At 55.8% G+C, this 17,341-nt stretch carries 16 protein-coding genes and 3 pseudogenes; 13 read left to right on the top strand and 6 right to left on the bottom strand.

From position 1 onward, the window contains the following. Positions 1-114 precede the first annotated feature (114 nt). Both ACN0SD_RS19210 and ACN0SD_RS19205 read left to right on the top strand, forming a co-directional pair. Positions 115-567: pseudogene (locus ACN0SD_RS19210) on the top strand (IS6 family transposase); the annotation flags it as partial. Positions 568-653: 86 nt separating this feature from the next. Continuing rightward, the gene (locus tag ACN0SD_RS19205; protein WP_417809811.1) at positions 654-1,211 is read left to right on the top strand and encodes a hypothetical protein; all 558 of its coding nucleotides are present in this window, start codon (positions 654-656) and stop codon (positions 1,209-1,211) included. A 77-nt stretch (positions 1,212-1,288) separates the two neighbouring features. On the opposite strand, the gene ACN0SD_RS19200 is transcribed toward ACN0SD_RS19205, so the two are convergent. Then, positions 1,289-1,741 (bottom strand): c-type cytochrome, encoded by a 453-nt coding sequence (locus ACN0SD_RS19200; protein ID WP_417809810.1) that lies wholly within the window; start codon positions 1,739-1,741, stop codon positions 1,289-1,291. A 51-nt stretch (positions 1,742-1,792) separates the two neighbouring features. Beyond that, positions 1,793-2,503: an IS6 family transposase gene (locus ACN0SD_RS19195; RefSeq protein WP_417809809.1), complete on the bottom strand. Its 711-nt coding sequence runs from the start codon at positions 2,501-2,503 to the stop codon at positions 1,793-1,795. Positions 2,504-2,865: 362 nt separating this feature from the next. Here ACN0SD_RS19195 and ACN0SD_RS19190 point away from each other — a divergent pair, with 362 nt between their 5' ends. Next, positions 2,866-3,339, top strand: coding sequence for a hypothetical protein (locus ACN0SD_RS19190; protein ID WP_417809808.1), 474 nt, complete (start codon positions 2,866-2,868; stop codon positions 3,337-3,339). A gap of 160 nt (positions 3,340-3,499) precedes the next feature. On the opposite strand, the gene ACN0SD_RS19185 is transcribed toward ACN0SD_RS19190, so the two are convergent. After that, the gene (locus ACN0SD_RS19185) at positions 3,500-4,438 is read right to left on the bottom strand and encodes an IS5 family transposase (protein ID WP_417809807.1); all 939 of its coding nucleotides are present in this window, start codon (positions 4,436-4,438) and stop codon (positions 3,500-3,502) included. Between the two features lie 71 nt (positions 4,439-4,509). Between ACN0SD_RS19185 and cydB the strand changes: the two genes are divergently transcribed. The 7 genes from cydB (at position 4,510) to ACN0SD_RS19150 (ending at position 13,920) form a co-directional block, all read left to right on the top strand. Continuing rightward, positions 4,510-4,992, top strand: a complete 483-nt coding sequence (gene cydB / locus ACN0SD_RS19180; protein WP_417809806.1) for a cytochrome d ubiquinol oxidase subunit II — start codon at positions 4,510-4,512, stop codon at positions 4,990-4,992. 28 nt (positions 4,993-5,020) lie between these two features. Then, a complete protein-coding gene (locus tag ACN0SD_RS19175; protein ID WP_417809805.1) occupies positions 5,021-5,236 on the top strand; it encodes a hypothetical protein in 216 nt (71 codons plus the stop codon). Positions 5,237-5,588: 352 nt separating this feature from the next. Then, positions 5,589-7,409: a sigma-54-dependent Fis family transcriptional regulator gene (locus tag ACN0SD_RS19170; RefSeq protein WP_417809804.1), complete on the top strand. Its 1,821-nt coding sequence runs from the start codon at positions 5,589-5,591 to the stop codon at positions 7,407-7,409. Between the two features lie 238 nt (positions 7,410-7,647). Further along, entirely contained in the window at positions 7,648-9,801 is a 2,154-nt protein-coding gene (locus tag ACN0SD_RS19165; RefSeq protein ID WP_417809803.1) for a hydantoinase/oxoprolinase family protein, read from the top strand. A 22-nt stretch (positions 9,802-9,823) separates the two neighbouring features. Next, positions 9,824-12,133 (top strand): hydantoinase B/oxoprolinase family protein, encoded by a 2,310-nt coding sequence (locus ACN0SD_RS19160; protein ID WP_417809802.1) that lies wholly within the window; start codon positions 9,824-9,826, stop codon positions 12,131-12,133. A gap of 61 nt (positions 12,134-12,194) precedes the next feature. Further along, positions 12,195-12,698 (top strand): acetone carboxylase subunit gamma, encoded by a 504-nt coding sequence (locus tag ACN0SD_RS19155; protein WP_417809801.1) that lies wholly within the window; start codon positions 12,195-12,197, stop codon positions 12,696-12,698. 184 nt (positions 12,699-12,882) lie between these two features. After that, positions 12,883-13,920 carry a zinc-dependent alcohol dehydrogenase family protein gene (locus ACN0SD_RS19150; RefSeq protein WP_417809800.1) on the top strand — a complete coding sequence of 346 codons (1,038 nt, stop codon included), beginning with the start codon at positions 12,883-12,885 and terminating at the stop codon, positions 13,918-13,920. A 72-nt stretch (positions 13,921-13,992) separates the two neighbouring features. Here ACN0SD_RS19150 and ACN0SD_RS19145 read toward each other — a convergent pair. Beyond that, positions 13,993-14,178 (bottom strand): annotated as a pseudogene (locus tag ACN0SD_RS19145) (IS256 family transposase); the annotation flags it as partial. A gap of 66 nt (positions 14,179-14,244) precedes the next feature. Between ACN0SD_RS19145 and ACN0SD_RS19140 the strand changes: the two are divergent. Continuing rightward, positions 14,245-15,374 (top strand): IS3 family transposase gene (locus ACN0SD_RS19140; RefSeq protein WP_417809799.1). Its coding sequence is split into 2 segments (ribosomal slippage): positions 14,245-14,476 and positions 14,476-15,374, totalling 1,131 coding nucleotides; the frame shifts between segments, so codons are not numbered across the junction. Here ACN0SD_RS19140 and ACN0SD_RS19135 read toward each other — a convergent pair. Beyond that, positions 15,371-15,499 carry a hypothetical protein gene (locus ACN0SD_RS19135; protein WP_417809798.1) on the bottom strand — a complete coding sequence of 43 codons (129 nt, stop codon included), beginning with the start codon at positions 15,497-15,499 and terminating at the stop codon, positions 15,371-15,373. The genes ACN0SD_RS19140 and ACN0SD_RS19135 overlap by 4 nt on opposite strands. 185 nt (positions 15,500-15,684) lie before the next feature. Between ACN0SD_RS19135 and ACN0SD_RS19130 the strand changes: the two genes are divergently transcribed. Further along, positions 15,685-16,698: a GSU2403 family nucleotidyltransferase fold protein gene (locus tag ACN0SD_RS19130; RefSeq protein ID WP_417809797.1), complete on the top strand. Its 1,014-nt coding sequence runs from the start codon at positions 15,685-15,687 to the stop codon at positions 16,696-16,698. A 32-nt stretch (positions 16,699-16,730) separates the two neighbouring features. Here the strand turns inward: ACN0SD_RS19130 and ACN0SD_RS19125 are convergent. Continuing rightward, positions 16,731-16,919, bottom strand: a pseudogene (locus ACN0SD_RS19125) (transposase domain-containing protein); the annotation flags it as partial. Positions 16,920-16,970: 51 nt separating this feature from the next. Here ACN0SD_RS19125 and ACN0SD_RS19120 point away from each other — a divergent pair. Continuing rightward, positions 16,971-17,341, top strand: a 371-nt coding sequence (locus ACN0SD_RS19120; protein ID WP_417809796.1) for an IS6 family transposase, incomplete at its 3' end; no start/stop codon positions are given.

The following is a 17,341-nucleotide window of genomic DNA, read 5'->3' as shown; positions in this document are numbered from 1 at the left end:
TAAACATCGCCTGTCGGGCAGTGGATGAAGCGCCAAAATGGATGACTTCGTAAAGAACCTTGCAGGTGGTCGATACTGGAGTAAACTCGCCGAGTGCAGCCGCTCAATTAAAGAACTTATATCAAAGTTCGTGGAACGTGGACTTACCTGTATCGCGCGGTTGATCTTGACGGGAAAACCCTTGATTTCATGCTGTCAGAGCGTCGTGATACCGCTGCTGCGCGGCGCTTCTTCAAGCAGGCTATCGCTACAAATGGCCAACCTGTGCTGGTCAATATCGACAAAAGCGGTGCCAATTTTTCAGGGCTTCAGGCGGTCAACGTGATCCTCAAGTTTACGGGCAATGGCCAGCTGATTACCATCAGGCAAAAGAAATACCTCAACAATATTCTCGAACAAGATCACAGGTTCATTAAGCGCATCACTGGGCCCATGCTCGGCTTCAAAGCCATCCGCTCGGCCATGGCAACCATTGCCGGCATCGAGACCGCACATATGATCCGAAAAGGTCAGTTCGACCTAAACGGCCTTTCCGATTTCCAGCAATTTGCCGCGCTCGCAGCATAATTCTGCCCGAAGATAAGCTCGCCTCAAGCCGAACAAAAAATTGCAACAGAACCCCTAAAAGACACTCAGTTATCTGGAGCCTTCTGATGTCCACCCGCCCCACAGTCCCAACTGTTTCGTCGTCTACGCGTCGCGTCATGTATGGGATCATCATCATTTGTGGCATCAACTACCTAATGCGCCTATTTTCGATATCTTTTCTTGGCGTTTTCCGATGGTATCCTGACAGTTGGCGGCAGATGGCAGTCGATGAGGCCGTGTTCTTAGAAGTGCTGGCATGGTTCGAATTCGGTGCTATCACTGCGCTAATTTTGATCATTGCCTCGGTATGTCTGCTCTTCATTTATCTCCGTGTGATTGTGAAATTCATTACTGGTGGACGGTCCAATGTGACCATGAATGCCACCAGCTTTTGGACAATGCTTGGAATGCTGGTGATTGTTGGTGGGGGGCTAGCTACGGTATCGTCGGGTCCCGACGCCCTGATTGGCACGCGTGCCGTTGGCGTCGGTCTACCCATCTTGATGTTGATAATAGCATTTTTGACTGGTGGGGTTGTGGCGGTAATTTTCGCTTATGTTGTGGAGCCTAAGAAAATGCAGGCTGGGTTTGATCAACGTCACAAGGGCTTAAGACCAAGCTAGTCCACCATCCGACCATGTTCCAAAAACGCTTGTCTTATGAATATCCCGAACGCGAATGAAGCGTTCGGGCAACCTATCTAGTAGCGAGCGTCTTTGGGTTTGTTCCCGTTCGGCCAGTCATTCACCTTATCGGGGAAATCGGGGCGCGGCATGTGCGTGAAATATTCCGATACGTCAACGGCGTCCTGATCGGTCAGCCCGCCTTGTCCCAGCGGGAAGTTGTCGTGCAGCGCGATAGGCATGTTCTGCTTTACGAACGTCGCGGCTTTGTAGGTTCGCGCCATGCCCGCACCTATGTTGAACGACCGATCCCCCCAGAGGGCGGGATAGATCACTTGTCCAGCCGCGTCCTTGATGCCTTCACCGTTATCGCCGTGACAGACCGAGCATTGCTGGGCATAGATTTCCTTGCCGCGCACGGGATCGGGGATCAGCGATGTGTCTACCTCGCCAATGCCGCGTCCGAGCACTTCATCACCCGCGACATGTTCGTTCCGCATCCAGTCGAAGTAGGCCACTATGGCCTGCATCGATATTGCCAAGTTGTTATGACCGTCCGCACAGGAGCGGCCGGGTGCCTGTCACGCGGTCATATCTGCGGTGTAGTCGGCCCAGAGACTAAAGGCATCCGAGCGTGCGTGGCGGTATGAAGTTGCGTCAAGTTGATGGCGGCGGGGTCGGAAGATCAGGTTGATCTGGTCGTGGGCTGACAAGAACCTCTGGGCCTGGCGGTGGGATTTGAACCTGCCGAATATCTTCTCGCGTTTCCGGGTCGGCCGATGCGAGACTTCGATCGCATTGTTCAGGCCCTTGTGGGCCCGGTGATCAGCGCCCGGCGCCAGTGTCTTGATCGGCTTGATGTAGCTGCGCAACTTGTCGGTAATGACCACGCGTGGCTTGCCGAACTTGGCGACCAATCTTCCAAAGAAACGCCTTGCAGCCTTGGCGTTACGGCGCGTTTGCACTAGGATATCAAGAACATCGCCATTCGCGTCAATTGCCCGCCACAGCCAATGCTTCTTGCCGCAGATCGCGATCACCACCTCGTCCAGGTGCCATTTGTCGTTGGGACAAGGGCGATCACGCCGGATGCAATCGGCGAAATGTCGACCAAATCGATTGACCCAGAGGCGGACCGTTTCGCGGCTTACGATCACGCCCCGCTCTGCAAGCAAGTCCTCAACGTCGGCAGTACTTAATGCGAAACGGTGGTATGCCCAAATAGCGTAGGCAATGATTTCACGCGGATAGCGGAAGCCCTTCAGGCGTGGCATACTGGTCGGAATTCTCATAGCGCGAAAATAGCCCGGTTAGCTCGGATGAACAACTTGGCAATGCCTGGGTGGGAGCTCTGATGGGAAGGTCGTCGGTGCCAGCTCATTTTTCGCCGAGGCTACAGATCTGAATTCTGAGTTTGGCGAAACGAAGCGACGGGCGCAGAAGGCTCAAGAGAGATGAAGATTACGAATTGCAACATCCCATCCTTCGTGGGTTGACAGACCGAAAGATTAGAGGTTCAACTTATGCGTGCACTAGTGGATGGATCCGGGCCAAAGATGACAGCAGCCCGAATTTGGAATGCACTCTATGCGTGCCGGCAACCCCGGCCCAAGGGTAAGGTGTTATCAACTTTTCTGGCTGACGTGCTAATATGATGAAATACCCGACTCGCCAATCGCTTAGAGCCGCATTCTTTCTCGTATTTACTATGGTCTTTTTGATGAGTATTGTGCAGGGGCTAACTGCTTCGTCATGCCGAAAAGAATATCTCGAGCCTGACAAGCGCATCCGATACTGCAGCATTTCAACATCTATTAGTAGATGGTCGATTTTATCAGAACCATACAAACGTTCAATACTATATGCACAGCGCGCCGTAGCCTATAGCCAGACGAATTCTCATGACAAAGCAATCGATGACTTTAAGCGCGCCTGGAGTGATGCTTACAAAGCCATGCAGCGCAGTGAAGGCGATGGTTCGGCACCCCTTTCTCTTCGACAAAAGAGTATAGTTGATCTCGTCGTTCGGCAAGGGAAAGATTCGCTGGCAGAGAAGAACTTCAAAAGCGCACTAGTTGATCTTGGCATTGATCCAGCCTTTATTGCGCGTTTGCTAACACATGGATAGCGCACGTGAAATACTGGCTGATTTCTCGTCGATCTGTGTAACCGCGTTCATCTGGAGGGCAATTTGATGACGGATTTACAAAATAATTCCATTACGGGGACTTGGAGACTCTGTTGCACAAATCGGTTGATGGTCAGAGTTCCCCTTTTCCCAGACGGACTTATCCCACGGCTTCAGTAGTGGGTATGCCGAGCGCAGTGTAGCCGTTCATGACGGCGATGCGGACCTGGACTTCCGCGACTTGTCGGTCGAAGTCACGCGCCATGAGGCGCTGCCCCAGCAGTTTAACGCAATGCATCTTGGTCTCGACGCGGCTTCGGCGGTGGTATCCGCTCCAGTTTCGCCAGATCGCGCGACCGAGGTATTTCGAAGCTCGCAGGGCCTCGTTTCTGGCCACGGCACCCGCAGTGACGGTCTTCCACGGTTGTGCGTTTTTGCGGGGTGGGATGACGGCATGCGCCCCACGGCCAGCGATGGCGTCGTGGCATTTACGGGTATCATAGGCACCGTCTGCGGTAACGCTACCGATCGTCTCGTCCGCCGGGATCTGGTTGAGCAGATCGGGCAGAACCGGCGCATCACCGATGTGGCTCCCGGTGATCTCGACCGCGCGAACCTCAAGCGTTTGCTCATCGATCCCGAGGTGGATCTTGCGCCAGACGCGCCGTTTCGGGCCACCATGCTTCCGTGCGTTCCACTCGCCTTCGCCTTCGCCCTCGACCTTGATGCCGGTGCTATCGATCAGCAGGTGCAGTGGGCCGTTGGAGCCACGATATGGGATGTTCACGGCCAGCGTCTTCTGGCGGCGCGATAGCGTGCTGAAGTCGGGCACCACCCAATTCAAACCGATCAGATGCAACAGGCTCTCGACGAACCTGGTCGTCTGCCGCAGCGCCATGCCGAACAGCACCTTCATCGTCAGGCAGGCTTGGATGGCGGTATCGCTGTAGGATTGCTGTCGGCCACGTTTGCCACTCGGTGTAGCATCCCAGATCATCTCTGGGTCAAACCAGATCGTCAGCGACCCACGGCGCTTGAGCGCTTCGTTATAGGCAGGCCAGTTCGTGGTCTTGTAAGTCGGGGGTATGTGTCTGCTCATGCATCTCAGCTACCACGCTGGATTCGCGAGATGAATCCCTCACGCGATTTGTGCAACAGAGCCGTGTCTGGGTGTCATTCATTCAGGGCTTCACGATTACCGGTGTCGTCGATGCTGGTGGCCCGGCGACCCCGCTGCATGGCCCGGCCGTCGCGATGCAAGCCGGTGCGTGGCTTGATAATTACGCGGCTGTGCCCCTTCTTTGGGCGGTTCCAGCGATTGGCGTCATTGCGATGTTGGCGGCAGCATTTTCGCTTAGGGCGGATCGCGCGATCCTTGGCTGGTGGCTGAACGCACTGGCTTGGGTTGGCACGATTGGCACCGTTGGCGTCTCGATGTTCCCGTTCCTCATGCCTTCGACGTCAAACCCGGCGCAAAGCCTGACCGTGTGGAACGCCAGTGGCAGCGCGATGTCTCTGGGCTGGATGCTTGCGATGGCACTGATTTTCGTGCCCGCGATCATCGCCTATACGAGTTGGGCCTATGCCTTGATGGGTGGCAAACGCAGCGTCACCGACTTCGAAGATCCCTCTGATGAGGACGAGGCCTACTAACAGGGCCGCGCAAACGAAAGGTTTACACATGATAGGTTTCGTCAAGTTTGTTGCATTCTCGGCAATCGGCTCGTTCTGCCTGCTGCTTGCCGTTGTCGCCAGTGATCAAGGCCCATGGTATTTCGCTTGGTTGCTGGGGACGATGATGATCATCTTGCTGTCTGTGGCGGGGGGCGTGATGTTTGAAACCCAGTTCGCGGAGAAAAAAGAGCAGTCCAATCGTGAGAAGGAAGATAAAGCATGAATCTGGAACAGTTCATTTTCTTCGTGCCGCTGATATATCTGGGATTTTACCTGATTGCCTGGCTCTACGCCCGACGCAATTTCCCCGCCGATAAAGAGTGACCGGCCGGATAATAAACAAGGGGATGAGCCGGTTTTTGTGGCTCATTCCTTGCCACCCGAAGGGTTGTTGGTGTGGGTGAATCGGCAAGCCCACAACCATTGGGGGAGTTTCGCCGATGTCCAAATTTCGGACACATCAAGGACGCACTCTTTGCTATGAACAGTTTAGCAGCCAGAAAGGGATGATTCGCGTTTTCATGACCAGATGATTAAGTTGAGTGAGATACGCGTTCCCTTGCGGACATGCACTGATGACCTGTCTTTTCGGGGAGGAGAAGGTGGAGCACATGGTTCACAAGGCGGATTGGGAAGATTTCATGGCTGTCGGCCGTGTTCCCCGGAATATCCGCCGCGACGTCTTTGAAAGCTGGAAGCGGTCGTCCCGACGTTCGATTGCACAGATGAAATGCGCCCCGAGGCTTAATGAAGAAGAGTTGGCAGCGCGGCAAGCGATGTCGCGCCGTTTGCGCTGTGGCGCGCAAATCGCGCTGCATCAGGCAGGACGGCTTCTGAACAAGAGTGGTGACATTTTCCTGCTCTGTGACGACAGTGGCGCGGTGCTTGATGCAGTTGGCGATACGCGCACTTTGCAGCGGGCGCGCGAGAACCATCTCGCTGTCGGCGGCCAGTGGGCGGAAGATACGATTGGAACCAATGCGATAGGCACGGCGCTTCAGTTGGGCGTTCCCGTCATGATCCGCCAAGCCGAGCATTTTTGCGAAGCAATCCAACGCTGGAACTGCGCCGCGACGCCGATCACCGAACCGGGTACAGGTCGGCTTTTAGGGGTTGTCAACATCTCTTGGCCCGACGCTATGACGCAGACAAATACGGTTGCCCTGTCGGCGGCCCTCTCTCTACAGATCGAGTCCGAATTGGCGAATATGATCTCTCGCGAGCGCGAGATCATGATGGAACAATTGCATTTACGCCAGTTGCGCCCTGGCAACGATCCGATGCTGATCATGGATCGCAGCGGTGTGGATATCTTTTCAACGGAAGATTTCGCGCGCCACAATGGCGAAGCGGCGCCGCTGAGTTGGCTGCGCAATCAAGTTCCCGATATCATTGACCAGCAGCCAGACCAAATCGCCAAGGCTCTGTGCGAGCGTTTGCACGGTGCCGATTTGGAGGTGATCGAAAATCAGGGCGAGGCGATCGGTGTAATGATCTCGCTTCGGCGGCAAAGAGCGCGTGCAGTTGATGACACGGCCGAACTGACACGGATCGGTCGCGTGGGAGAGGTAAGTGCACGTCTTTGCGCACAGGCCCAGAAGCTTGCGGACACTATGATTCCAATCCTGATTGAGGGTGAGACCGGAACCGGTAAAACCTATCTTGCAGAGGCTATACACCACGACAGCGCCCAATCCGATGGTCCATTCGAAGTGATCGACTGCGCGCAACTCACCGAAGCGGGGTTGCGCAGCGACCTAGCAACTGGTCGTGAATGGGCTGCGAGTGGGGTTTTGTGCCTCAGCAGTCCCGGCGCCGCAGTGCCTTCGGTGCAAAAGCTTTTGCTGAGCGTCATTGAGCAGGCGGTAATGCTAGGAACACGGATAGTTTCTTTGTCGATGCGCTCGCTCTATGACGAGATGCAAAATGGGACGTTTCGCAGCGATCTGTATTACCAGATCGCGGGAGTGCGGTTGCAAATCCCGCCCCTGCGCGAGCGCCCAGAGGAAATTACACCCCTGCTACGGCAGTTGGTAAAAAGCCATGGTGCAACTAAAAACGGGCGTGAACTACGCTTCACCTCTGGTGCCGTGGCAATATTGGAGGGCTACGCCTGGCCCGGAAATCTGCGCGAGATGCGCAATCTTGTAAATGCTCTCGATGCATTGTCTCCGACGGGTCTTATTGACGATCGCACATTGCCCCCCGAGTTCCACCATAGTAACCGCCGCAACGGCGCCGAGACGTTGCGCGACGTGGAGCGCGCCCAGATTCTCAGCGCAATTTCAGCGGAAGAGGGGAATCTGTCCAAGGTAGCACGCCGACTTGGTATTGCGCGTTCGACGCTTTATCTCAAGTTGGACAGCTTCGGCATAACGCGCTCGCGACAAGTGTGATCATCGACGGCGATAAGTTTCGGCCGTCATAGCAGGTGTCACTACACGACGTTCGGCAAGTGCACTGGGCGGCGGTATCGGCATGCCGTTTTCAACCTAGCGAACGCCCCAATCTCGCGTCCGCAGCATGTCCGTCACCCTGAATGAAAATCGGACACCCGCCTTCGGCATCAGTCCCTCATTCTCAGTCACAGTCGCGCCAATTCCGGGGCGACTGGACCGAAGGGAGGAGTTTTTCATGCCATTGGACAAGAAAAACAGCCGATCCGTGCAGGTGCTTGGCATCGACGCGGGCGGCACGATGACCGATACATTCTTCGTCGATGCCGACGGAGATTTTGTCGTCGGCAAGGCGCAATCGACGCCTGATAACGAAGCGCGCGGCTTGATCGAATCGAGCCGCGAAGGGTTGGAGCATTGGGGGTTGTCGCTGGAAGACGCGCTCGGTTCAATCCAAACTGGTGTCTACTCGGGAACCGCGATGCTCAACCGTGTGGTTCAGCGCAAGGGGCTCAAGACCGGGCTGATCGTCAATGCGGGGATGGAAGATTTCCACCGCATGGGCCGCGCCTGCCAAGCCTATCTGGGTATGGCCTATGAGGACCGTATCCATCTCAATACGCACTATTACGACGATCCGCTCGTGCCGCGACATTTGACGCGGGGCGTGATGGAACGGATCGATATGTTTGGCGACGTGGTCATTCCGCTGCGCGAAGAAACAGCGCGCCAAGCAGCCCAAGATCTTATCGCACAGGATGTCGAAGGCATCGTGGTCTCGTTGTTGCATAGCTACAAGAACCCCGCGCATGAACGCCGGGTGCGCGACATTGTCATCGAAGAAATCGAAAAAGCGGGCAAAGAGATCCCGGTGTTTGCTTCGACTGATTACTATCCGGTACGCAAGGAAACCCACCGCACCAATACGACCGTGCTGGAGGCCTTCGCAGCCGAACCCTCGCGCCAGACACTGAAAAAGATATCCGCCGCCTTCAAGGATAACGGTTCGAAGTTCGATTTCCGTGTGATGGCAACCCACGGCGGCACGATTTCGTGGAAGGCCAAGGAACTGGCGCGCACCATCGTCTCGGGGCCAATCGGGGGCGTGATCGGTGCCAAATACCTTGGCGAGGTGCTGGGCTACAAGAACATCGCCTGTTCGGATATCGGCGGCACATCCTTTGACGTAGCGCTGATCACGCAGGGCGAACTCACGATCCAGAACGATCCCGATATGGCGCGGCTTGTGTTGTCCTTGCCACTGGTCGGGCTTGACTCGGTGGGTGCCGGCGCGGGCTCGTTCATTCGGCTTGATCCCTATACCAAGGCAATCAAGTTAGGGCCGGATTCGGCGGGTTACCGCGTGGGCGTTTGCTGGGCCGACAGCGGCATCGACACGGTGACGATTTCCGACTGTCACGTGATCTTGGGGTATCTAAACCCCGACAACTTCCTTGGCGGTCAGGTCAAGTTAGACAGACAGCGCGCCTATGACGCGATGAAGACACAGGTCGCGGACCCGCTCGGCCTCACGGTCGAAGAAGCTGCCGCGGGCGTGATCGAACTGCTTGACAGTGATCTGCGCGACTACCTGCGTGCCATGATTTCGGGCAAAGGGTATTCGCCATCCTCGTTCACTTGCTTCTCTTACGGCGGGGCGGGACCGGTGCATACATATGGATATACCGAAGGTCTGGGCTTTGAGGATGTGATCGTGCCAGCATGGGCCGCGGGATTTTCTGCCTTTGGCTGTGCAGCAGCAGATTTCGAATACCGCTATGACAAATCGCTTGACGTTAACATCGGCCAAGAGGCGTCGGATGACGCAAAGGAGATCGAGGCTAGAACTCTAGAAGATGCCTGGACAGAATTGGCTGAGCGGGTGCTCGAAGAGTTTGAACTGAACGGCTATTCACGTGATCAGGTGAAACTGCAACCCGGCTATCGGATGCAGTATCGCGGCCAGCTTAACGATCTTGAAATCGAAAGCCCGATCGAGTCGGCCAAAACTGCGCAAGACTGGGACAAGCTGGTCGACGCCTTCAATGATACCTATGGCCGCGTTTATGCAGCTTCGGCGCGCTCGCCTGAGTTGGGCTATTCAATCACCGGCGCGATCATGCGCGGCACAGTGCCGATCCCTAAACCCAACATCCCCAAAGAAGAAGAAGGCAGCCCTACCCCTCCGGACGAGGCGCGTCTAGGCACCCGCAAGTTCTATCGGAAGGGTAACTGGGTCGATGCGACGCTCTACCAGATGGAAGGCTTGAAACCCGGCAACCGGATTACTGGCCCCGCCGTCATTGAATCTGATGCCACCACATTCGTCGTACCGGGCGGGTTCGAAACCTGGCTCGACGGTCACCGGCTGTTCCACTTGAAAGAAGTGTAACGGCCAAGGGAGGAGAAAACCTATGAATATGCAATCCGAAATCCAGGGGATCGTGCACGGCGGGCAGACGCTCAAGCAGCACCGTGACGAGATCATGGCCGACACCAAGCGCACGGGTCATTATGCGGGGCTGAAGGAACGCTCGCTGCACGACAAAAACCCGATCCTTTACAACAAGCTGTTTTCGCGTTTACGGGCAGGCGTCGTGGATGCGCGCGAAACCGCGAAGAAAATCGCCGCCTCGCCCATCGTCGAGCAGGAGGGCGAATTGTGCTTCACGCTCTACAATGCGGCGGGTGACGCGATCCTGACCTCTACGGGGATCATCATCCATGTCGGCACGATGGGAGCGGCGATCAAATACATGATCGAAAACGACTGGGAGAGTAACCCGGGCGTCAACGACAAGGATATTTTCTGCAACAACGACTCGTTAATCGGGAATGTGCACCCCTGCGACATTCATACGATCGTGCCCATCTTCCATGAGGGTCAGTTGATCGGCTGGGTCGGTGGTGTCACTCATGTCATCGACACAGGTTCGGTTGGCCCGGGTTCAATGTCGACAGGTCAGGTGCAGCGTTTTGGCGACGGCTATTCGATCACTTGCCGCAAAATCGGTGAGAATGACGAGTTGAAACGCGATTGGCTGCATGAATCGCAACGCGCGGTCCGCACGACGCGCTATTGGATGCTTGATGAACGCACCCGTGTGGCGGGCTGTCATATGGTGCGCAAGCTGGTTGAGGATGTGATCGCCGAAGAGGGGATCGATGCCTACTGGCAGTTCGCCTATGAATCGGTGGAACACGGGCGGCTCGGCCTGCAAAACCGGATCAAGGCCATGACGATCCCTGGCACGTATCGTCAGGTCGGCTTTGTCGATGTGCCTTATGCGCATGAAGATGTGCATGTTCCCTCGGAATTTGCGAAGGTCAATACGATCATGCACACGCCCTCCGAGATGACCATCAGGCCGAACGGGACGTGGCGGCTCGATTTTGAGGGATCGAGCCGATGGGGTTGGCATACCTACAACGCCCATGCGGTGTCTTTCACCTCAGGTATCTGGGTGATGATGACTCAATCGCTGATCCCGACCGAGATGATTAACGACGGCGCAGCCTATGGAACAGAATTTAGGCTTCCCAAAGGCACTTGGATGAACCCGGATGATCGAAGGGTGGCCTTCAGTTATAGCTGGCACTTCCTTGTGAGTTCCTGGACGGCATTGTGGCGCGGTCTTAGCCGGTCTTACTTCGGGCGCGGTTACCTCGAAGAGGTCAATGCAGGCAACGCCAACACCTCAAACTGGCTGCAAGGCGGCGGGTTTAACCAGTATGACGAAATCCATGCGGTGAACTCGTTTGAATGTGCGGCCAACGGGGTGGGGGCGTCTGCCTATGCTGACGGCATCAGCCACGCCGCAGCGATCTGGAACCCCGAAGGCGACATGGGCGATATGGAGATCTGGGAACTGGCGGAACCGTTGGTCTATCTGGGTCGCCAGATCAAGGCGTCATCGGGCGGTGCGGGTAAATATCGCGGCGGCTGTGGATACGAGTCCCTGCGTCTGGTCTGGAATGCCAAAGACTGGAGCATGTTCTTCATGGGCAACGGTCACATGAGCTCTGACTGGGGGCTGATGGGTGGCTATCCGGCAGCTTCGGGGTATCGCTTTGAGGCCCACGACACTGGCCTGAAAGAGATTATCGCCAACGGCGGCGAGATCCCTCACGGCGGCGATGTTGACCCGCAAAGCCCGACTTGGGACGACATGATCAAGGAGGCAAGGATCAAGCGCGACAAGCAGGCGATCACCACCGAGGCGATGTTCAAGGACTACGATCTTTACCTGAACACCATGAAAGGCGGCCCGGGCTTTGGCGACCCGCTTGATCGCGATCCAAAATCCGTCGCCGAGGACGTGAACGGCGGGTATCTTCTCGAGCGGTTTGCCGAAACGGTCTATGGCGTCGCGCTGAAGAAATCGGGCGGTGGCCTGTTCGCCGCCGATGAGGCGGGCACAACCGCCCTGCGCGCCAAGATTCGCAAGGATCGCCTCGCCAAGGCACAACCGACCCGTGCATGGATGGCCACGGAGCGCGAGCGCATCCTTGCAAAAGATGCAGGGACGCATGTGCAGCAGATGTTCGCGGCAAGCTTCAAGCTCGGCCCAAAATGGGAAGAAGGCTTTCGCGAATTCTGGGATCTGCCCGACGAATGGCAGCTGAAGGAAGAAGATCTGCCCATCCCGTCTTACGGGCGCGAATACGCGATGGACATTTCCGAATTGCCGGATGTGAAGACCGTCAAATTCGTCGACGAATGATCCCTCGGGGTGCCGTACATGCTCCCCCTTGCGGCACCCCTAAAAAATCAGGAGAAAAGCAATGGCTTACACGAAAGAGAAGATCAAAGACTTGGTCGAGGGCACGATCGACCGCGATACGCTCCAGACAATGCTGTCCACACCTAAGGATGCGGATCGCTTCGTCAAATACATCGAAATCCTGCAAGAGCAGGTGCCGTGGGACGACAAGATCATCTTGCCACTCGGGCCGAAGCTCTACATCGTTCAGCGGCCTTCTGACAAGAAATGGGTCGTGAAATCTCAAGCCGGGCACGAGTTTTGTGACTGGCGCGAGAACTGGAAGCTTCACGCTGTGATGCGCGTGCGCGAGACGCCAGAAGATCTGGAAGAACTGTATCCCCGACTGATGGCGCCCTCATCCGATTGGCAGGTGATCCGGGAGTATTACTGCCCGAAATCCGGTGATCTATTGGATGTTGAGGCACCGACGCCTTGGTATCCGGTGATACATGATTTCGAGCCCGATATAGATGCTTTCTATACCGAATGGTTGGGGCTGGATATCCCCGAGCGCGCGGCCTGACCGCAATCTGTTTCCCCCATTCTTACCACGGACGCCGCGCATCCCTAAAAGCGCGGCGTCCTTTCATGCCTGACACTTGTCTTGCAGCCTGTCCGAAAATCGGACGGGCAGCGCTCAGGCGGCGATGTTAGCCTCGCCTATGGGGCCGATTCTCGGCTCGTGAACACAAAGCGGGAGGCACCAAATGAAGGCGCTTGTTTATAATGGTCCGGGTCAGAAAGACTGGGTCGAAAAGGACAAACCGGGCATCCAAAAATCCACCGATGTGATCGTGCGAGTCACCAAAACGACGATTTGCGGCACCGATCTGCATATTCTCAAGGGCGATGTGCCCGCCGTGACGCAGGGTCGCACGCTAGGACATGAGGGCGTCGGCGTGGTCGAGGAAGTCGGTGATGCCGTGGTCAATTTCAAACCCGGCGATCCGGTCCTGATCTCTTGCGTTACGTCATGCGGCAAATGTCCCAATTGCAAACGTCAGCTCTATGCGCATTGCTCGGATGGCGGCTGGATCCTCGGGCATCTGATTGACGGCACCCAGGCCGAATATGTGCGCATTCCCCATGGCGATAACTCGCTCTATCCGCTTCCTCAAGGTGTTGACGAAGAGGCATTGGTGATGCTGTCAGACATAATGCCGACGGGGCTGGAGATCGGGGTCCAATATGGCAACGTTAAGCCGGGGGATACCATCGCTATCATCGGCGCAGGGCCGGTCGGCATGTCAGTGCTTCTGACGGCGCAATTCTATTCCCCCGGTCGCATCGTGATGGTCGATACGGATCCGGCGCGGCTTGAACTGGCCAAGCAATTCGGAGCGACGGACACGATTCAAGTCGGCGTTGAAGACGTCGTGGCAAAGATTATGGAGATGACCGGTGGTCTTGGCGTTGATGTGGCTATCGAGGCGGTCGGCGTCCCCGCGACTTTTGATACCTGCCAGAAAATCGTCTCTGCGGGTGGCTCGATCGCGAATGTCGGCGTGCACGGCGTGCCGGTGGAGCTCCATATCGAAGAGTTGTGGATCAAGAACATTAATATCTCCATGGGGCTGGTAAGCACCAACACCACGCCGATGCTGCTAAAGACCTTGGGGACGGGCAAGGTTGATCCGGCCAAACTCGTTACGCACCGCTTCAAGCTAGATGACATTCTTGACGCCTACGATGTGTTCAGCAATGCTGCTCGCGAGAAGGCGATGAAAGTCATCCTCAACGCCTGAAGCGGTATGAATTCATGGCCCGAGCGCTCAGGATAGTGGAACGCGATTCAAAAAACTATCGCCGGGGGCTTAACCGTTGCGGTGGTTCACACGATCGTCGCTGCGCTCGTGCGCCCCGGCACCGCAGAGCTGGTCGACATCCAGAGCTATGAGCCGGTCGGCGACGAACCCGAGCATCTCGGCAAGCAACTGGATGTCGGGCGTCTCCGACAATAGCGCGCGCAACGCGGCGGTCTCTGATAGGCTGTTCTTGGTCATGATTGGACCTGTCGCGGTTTGATGCCGCTCCTTTGATAGCATTTACTGCACCAAAGGAGATGAACTATGGGACTGAAACGAACGGACGAATTCCGCCGAGATGCGGTGCGTATCGCATTGACCAGTGGGCTAACGCGCAAGCAGGTGGCTGACGATCTGGGTGTTGGCATGTCGACGCTGAACAAATGGATCACCGCGCACCGAGATACAGACGTGGTTTCCAAAGAGGATTTGAGCCTCGCTCAAGAGAATGATCGACTTCGACGGGAGAACCGGCTCCTCAAGGAGGAGAGGGAGATCTTAAAAAAAGCCACCCAGTTCTTCGCGGGCCTAAAGCAATGAGATTTAGGTTTGTCGAAGAACATAGGGCCCATTTCCCGGCCAATCGGTTGTGCGATGTTGTCGGCGTCAGCGCACGCGGCCTGCGTGCCTTCCGTAGTCGCCCCGCCAGTCGCAGACAACGGTCTGATCTGGTCACGCTTGCCCACATCAAAGAACAGTCGCGTCTCAGTTTAGGCAGCTATGGTCGCCCCCGAATGACCGAGGAGCTGAAAGAGATTGGTCTGGATGTCGGCCATCGTCGTGTCGGCAGATTAATGCGCCAGAACGGCATAACCGTTGTTAGAACCCGCAAACACAAGGTGACGACAGATAGCGACCACAAGTTCAATATTGCGCCAAACCTGTTGGATCGTGACTTCACAGCAGTCTCACCAAACCAGAAATGGGCTGGGGACATCAGCTATGTGTGGACCCGCGAAGGCTGGTTGTATCTGGCTGTCATACTGGACCTACATTCCCGGCGCGTCATCGGCTGGGCTGTGAGTAATCGGATGAAGCGCGACCTGGCGATCCGGGCGCTGAAAATGGCCATCGCGTTCAGGCAACCACCCGAAGGCTGCATTCATCACACGGATCGCGGATCGCAATATTGTTCTCACGACTACCAAAAGATTCTGCACCAGAATGGGTTCAAGGTATCGATGTCTGGCAAGGGTAATTGCTACGATAATGCAGCTGTTGAGACCTTCTTCAAAACCATCAAGGCAGAACTGATCTGGCGACAGTCGTGGGAAACACGACGGCAGGCTGAGGTGGCCATCTTTGAATACATCAACGGCTTCTACAATCCGCGTCGAAGGCACTCAGCACTGGGTTGGAAAAGCCCCGTGGCATTCGAACGGAAGGTGGCCTAAACGAGCACCAGGGGCGGCACGAAACCGTGACAGGTCCAGTCAGCGCAATCGAGAGGAAGGGTGCGGATCTCGGCGAGAACATCCCGCTCATAGCCCGGCACCGGTGCGACCTTGTAATGCGCCATCGTCTTACCCTCTTTATATATCATCTGCGGTATAAATTTTCAAGTCCCGGTGTTGGATATGCCTATACTGACACAGATTTCCATCATGTTAGCAGGGAAAACCACCATTACCCTACAAAAAATACTTTGTAGGGTAATGTTTTGGTCTATATATACCCCACAATGATTTTTCAGTGGGGTAAGCCATGATCAAGTATCACTCTGCGACCGGGACCGCTGTCTGGACAGATCTTCTGCGATCTCTAAAAGACAGCTCAATCTCAAACCTTCGTGGATCACCGAAGCTGAAGTCGATCGGTAAAAAGGCATATTGGTATGATCACTACAGGATCGGGAATGAAGTCATCGACAGATATATCGGTGAAGACAGTGAAGACCTCAGGGGGCGCCTGTCCCGACAAAAAGGAATTGCCGAGGCGGAAAAACAGGCGGGGCGTGAGCGCGCCCGCTTGATGCGCACGCTGCGCGCAGAAGGGTATCTGATGAGCGATGTCGGAACTGGTCAGATAATTTCTGCCATGGTGAAGGCTGGCGTATTTCGCCTCGGGGGCACATTGATTGGAACCCAGGCATTCAGGTGCTATGAGGGCGAGCTCGGTGTCCGGATCGGATCTGATCAGGCAGCCATGACCGACGATATCGACATCGCCAGCTTTGAGCGCCTGTCTCTTGTTCTTGATGACAAAGTGGATACACCTTTGGCCGAGGTGTTTTCCGAGATGAAGTTCGATCCGATCCCGTCTTTAAACAAGGGAAGAGTTTGGAGGTGGCGGCAGACTGATCGCCAGACACTTGTTGAATTCCTCACCCCCTCTTTCAGCGAGCAGGAAGGACTTCGTGATCTTCACGCTCTTGGTGTAAGTGCACAAAGCCTTCACTTTATGAACTATCTGATTGCCGAGCCATTGCACGCTCCACTTCTTTATCGCTCCGGTATTCTGATGCAGATCCCCCGCCCGGAACGATTTGCGATTCACAAACTGATCGTCGCCGATAGGCGCCGCCGAGGTCCCGATGAACTGAAGTCGAAAAAGGATCGCGCTCAAGCAGAGTTTCTGATCAGGATTTTGCACCAGGACCGACCCGAAGACCTGAAAGATGCATATGAGGACGCCTTGGAGCGCGGGCCGACATGGCGGGCTCATATCTCGGCAAGCCTCGAGCTATTGCCGCAAACAAAAGCCATTCTCGATTCATAGATGAAGTGTATCCGTCCGGTTGAGGCGCGGTTTCAGGCGATTTCGGCCTGCCAATTCCATGGCATGAGTTCGTCGATGCGATTGATCTTGTAATCAGGTAGGCGCTGGAGGACCCATGTAAGCCATGCCTCAGGATCGACGTTGTTCAGCTTGCAGGTTTCCATGAGTGTGTAGGCGATCGCTGCCGCGTTTCCGCCACCGACGGAGCCCATGAACAGATAGGGCATCGTCAAGTTATTGACGCGGCTTGTGGCAAGCGGTAGCGCGCGAGAATGATCAGTCAAATTTCACAACCTCGCCTAAAGGGTTATCGCTTCCCTCGTTCGATCATTTCTTACGCTGTCTGGGCCTATCATCGCTTCGCTCTCAGTCTACGCGATGTTGAGGACCTGCTTGCCGAACGAGGTGTCGTGGTCAGCCATGAGACGATCCGGGCATGGGTAGAGAAATTCGGTAAGAAGATCGCAGAACGGGTGAGGGCCACCCGTCGGCACCCCTCGGACAAATGGCACTTGGACGAGGTCGTGATCATGATCCGTGGGAAGAAGCATTGGCTATGGCGCGCGGTCGACAGCACTGGCGAAGTGCTTGATGTTCTGGTCCAAACGCGCCGCAATGCGCGGGCGGCACGGCGTTTCATCGC

It is taken from the genome of Thioclava sp. (genome assembly GCF_048263065.1).
In the GTDB taxonomy this organism is placed as follows: domain Bacteria; phylum Pseudomonadota; class Alphaproteobacteria; order Rhodobacterales; family Rhodobacteraceae; genus Thioclava.
The sequence above is the reverse complement of the archived record's forward strand: the minus strand, read 5'-3'. Positions and strand labels throughout refer to the sequence as shown.

What these genes read in the sequence shown, in the direction of transcription:
- ACN0SD_RS19175 (WP_417809805.1), top strand. Translation starts at nt 5,021, where the DNA reads ATGATAGGTTTCGTCAAGTTTGTTGCATTCTCGGCAATCGGCTCGTTC.
- ACN0SD_RS19185 (WP_417809807.1), bottom strand. Translation starts at nt 4,438, where the DNA reads ATGAGCAGACACATACCCCCGACTTACAAGACCACGAACTGGCCTGCC.
- ACN0SD_RS19200 (WP_417809810.1), bottom strand. Translation starts at nt 1,741, where the DNA reads ATGCAGGCCATAGTGGCCTACTTCGACTGGATGCGGAACGAACATGTC.
- ACN0SD_RS19160 (WP_417809802.1), top strand. Translation starts at nt 9,824, where the DNA reads ATGAATATGCAATCCGAAATCCAGGGGATCGTGCACGGCGGGCAGACG.
- ACN0SD_RS19130 (WP_417809797.1), top strand. Translation starts at nt 15,685, where the DNA reads ATGATCAAGTATCACTCTGCGACCGGGACCGCTGTCTGGACAGATCTT.
- ACN0SD_RS19205 (WP_417809811.1), top strand. Translation starts at nt 654, where the DNA reads ATGTCCACCCGCCCCACAGTCCCAACTGTTTCGTCGTCTACGCGTCGC.
- ACN0SD_RS19170 (WP_417809804.1), top strand. Translation starts at nt 5,589, where the DNA reads ATGACCTGTCTTTTCGGGGAGGAGAAGGTGGAGCACATGGTTCACAAG.
- ACN0SD_RS19195 (WP_417809809.1), bottom strand. Translation starts at nt 2,503, where the DNA reads ATGAGAATTCCGACCAGTATGCCACGCCTGAAGGGCTTCCGCTATCCG.
- ACN0SD_RS19150 (WP_417809800.1), top strand. Translation starts at nt 12,883, where the DNA reads ATGAAGGCGCTTGTTTATAATGGTCCGGGTCAGAAAGACTGGGTCGAA.
- ACN0SD_RS19190 (WP_417809808.1), top strand. Translation starts at nt 2,866, where the DNA reads ATGAAATACCCGACTCGCCAATCGCTTAGAGCCGCATTCTTTCTCGTA.
- ACN0SD_RS19155 (WP_417809801.1), top strand. Translation starts at nt 12,195, where the DNA reads ATGGCTTACACGAAAGAGAAGATCAAAGACTTGGTCGAGGGCACGATC.
- ACN0SD_RS19165 (WP_417809803.1), top strand. Translation starts at nt 7,648, where the DNA reads ATGCCATTGGACAAGAAAAACAGCCGATCCGTGCAGGTGCTTGGCATC.
- ACN0SD_RS19135 (WP_417809798.1), bottom strand. Translation starts at nt 15,499, where the DNA reads ATGGCGCATTACAAGGTCGCACCGGTGCCGGGCTATGAGCGGGATGTT.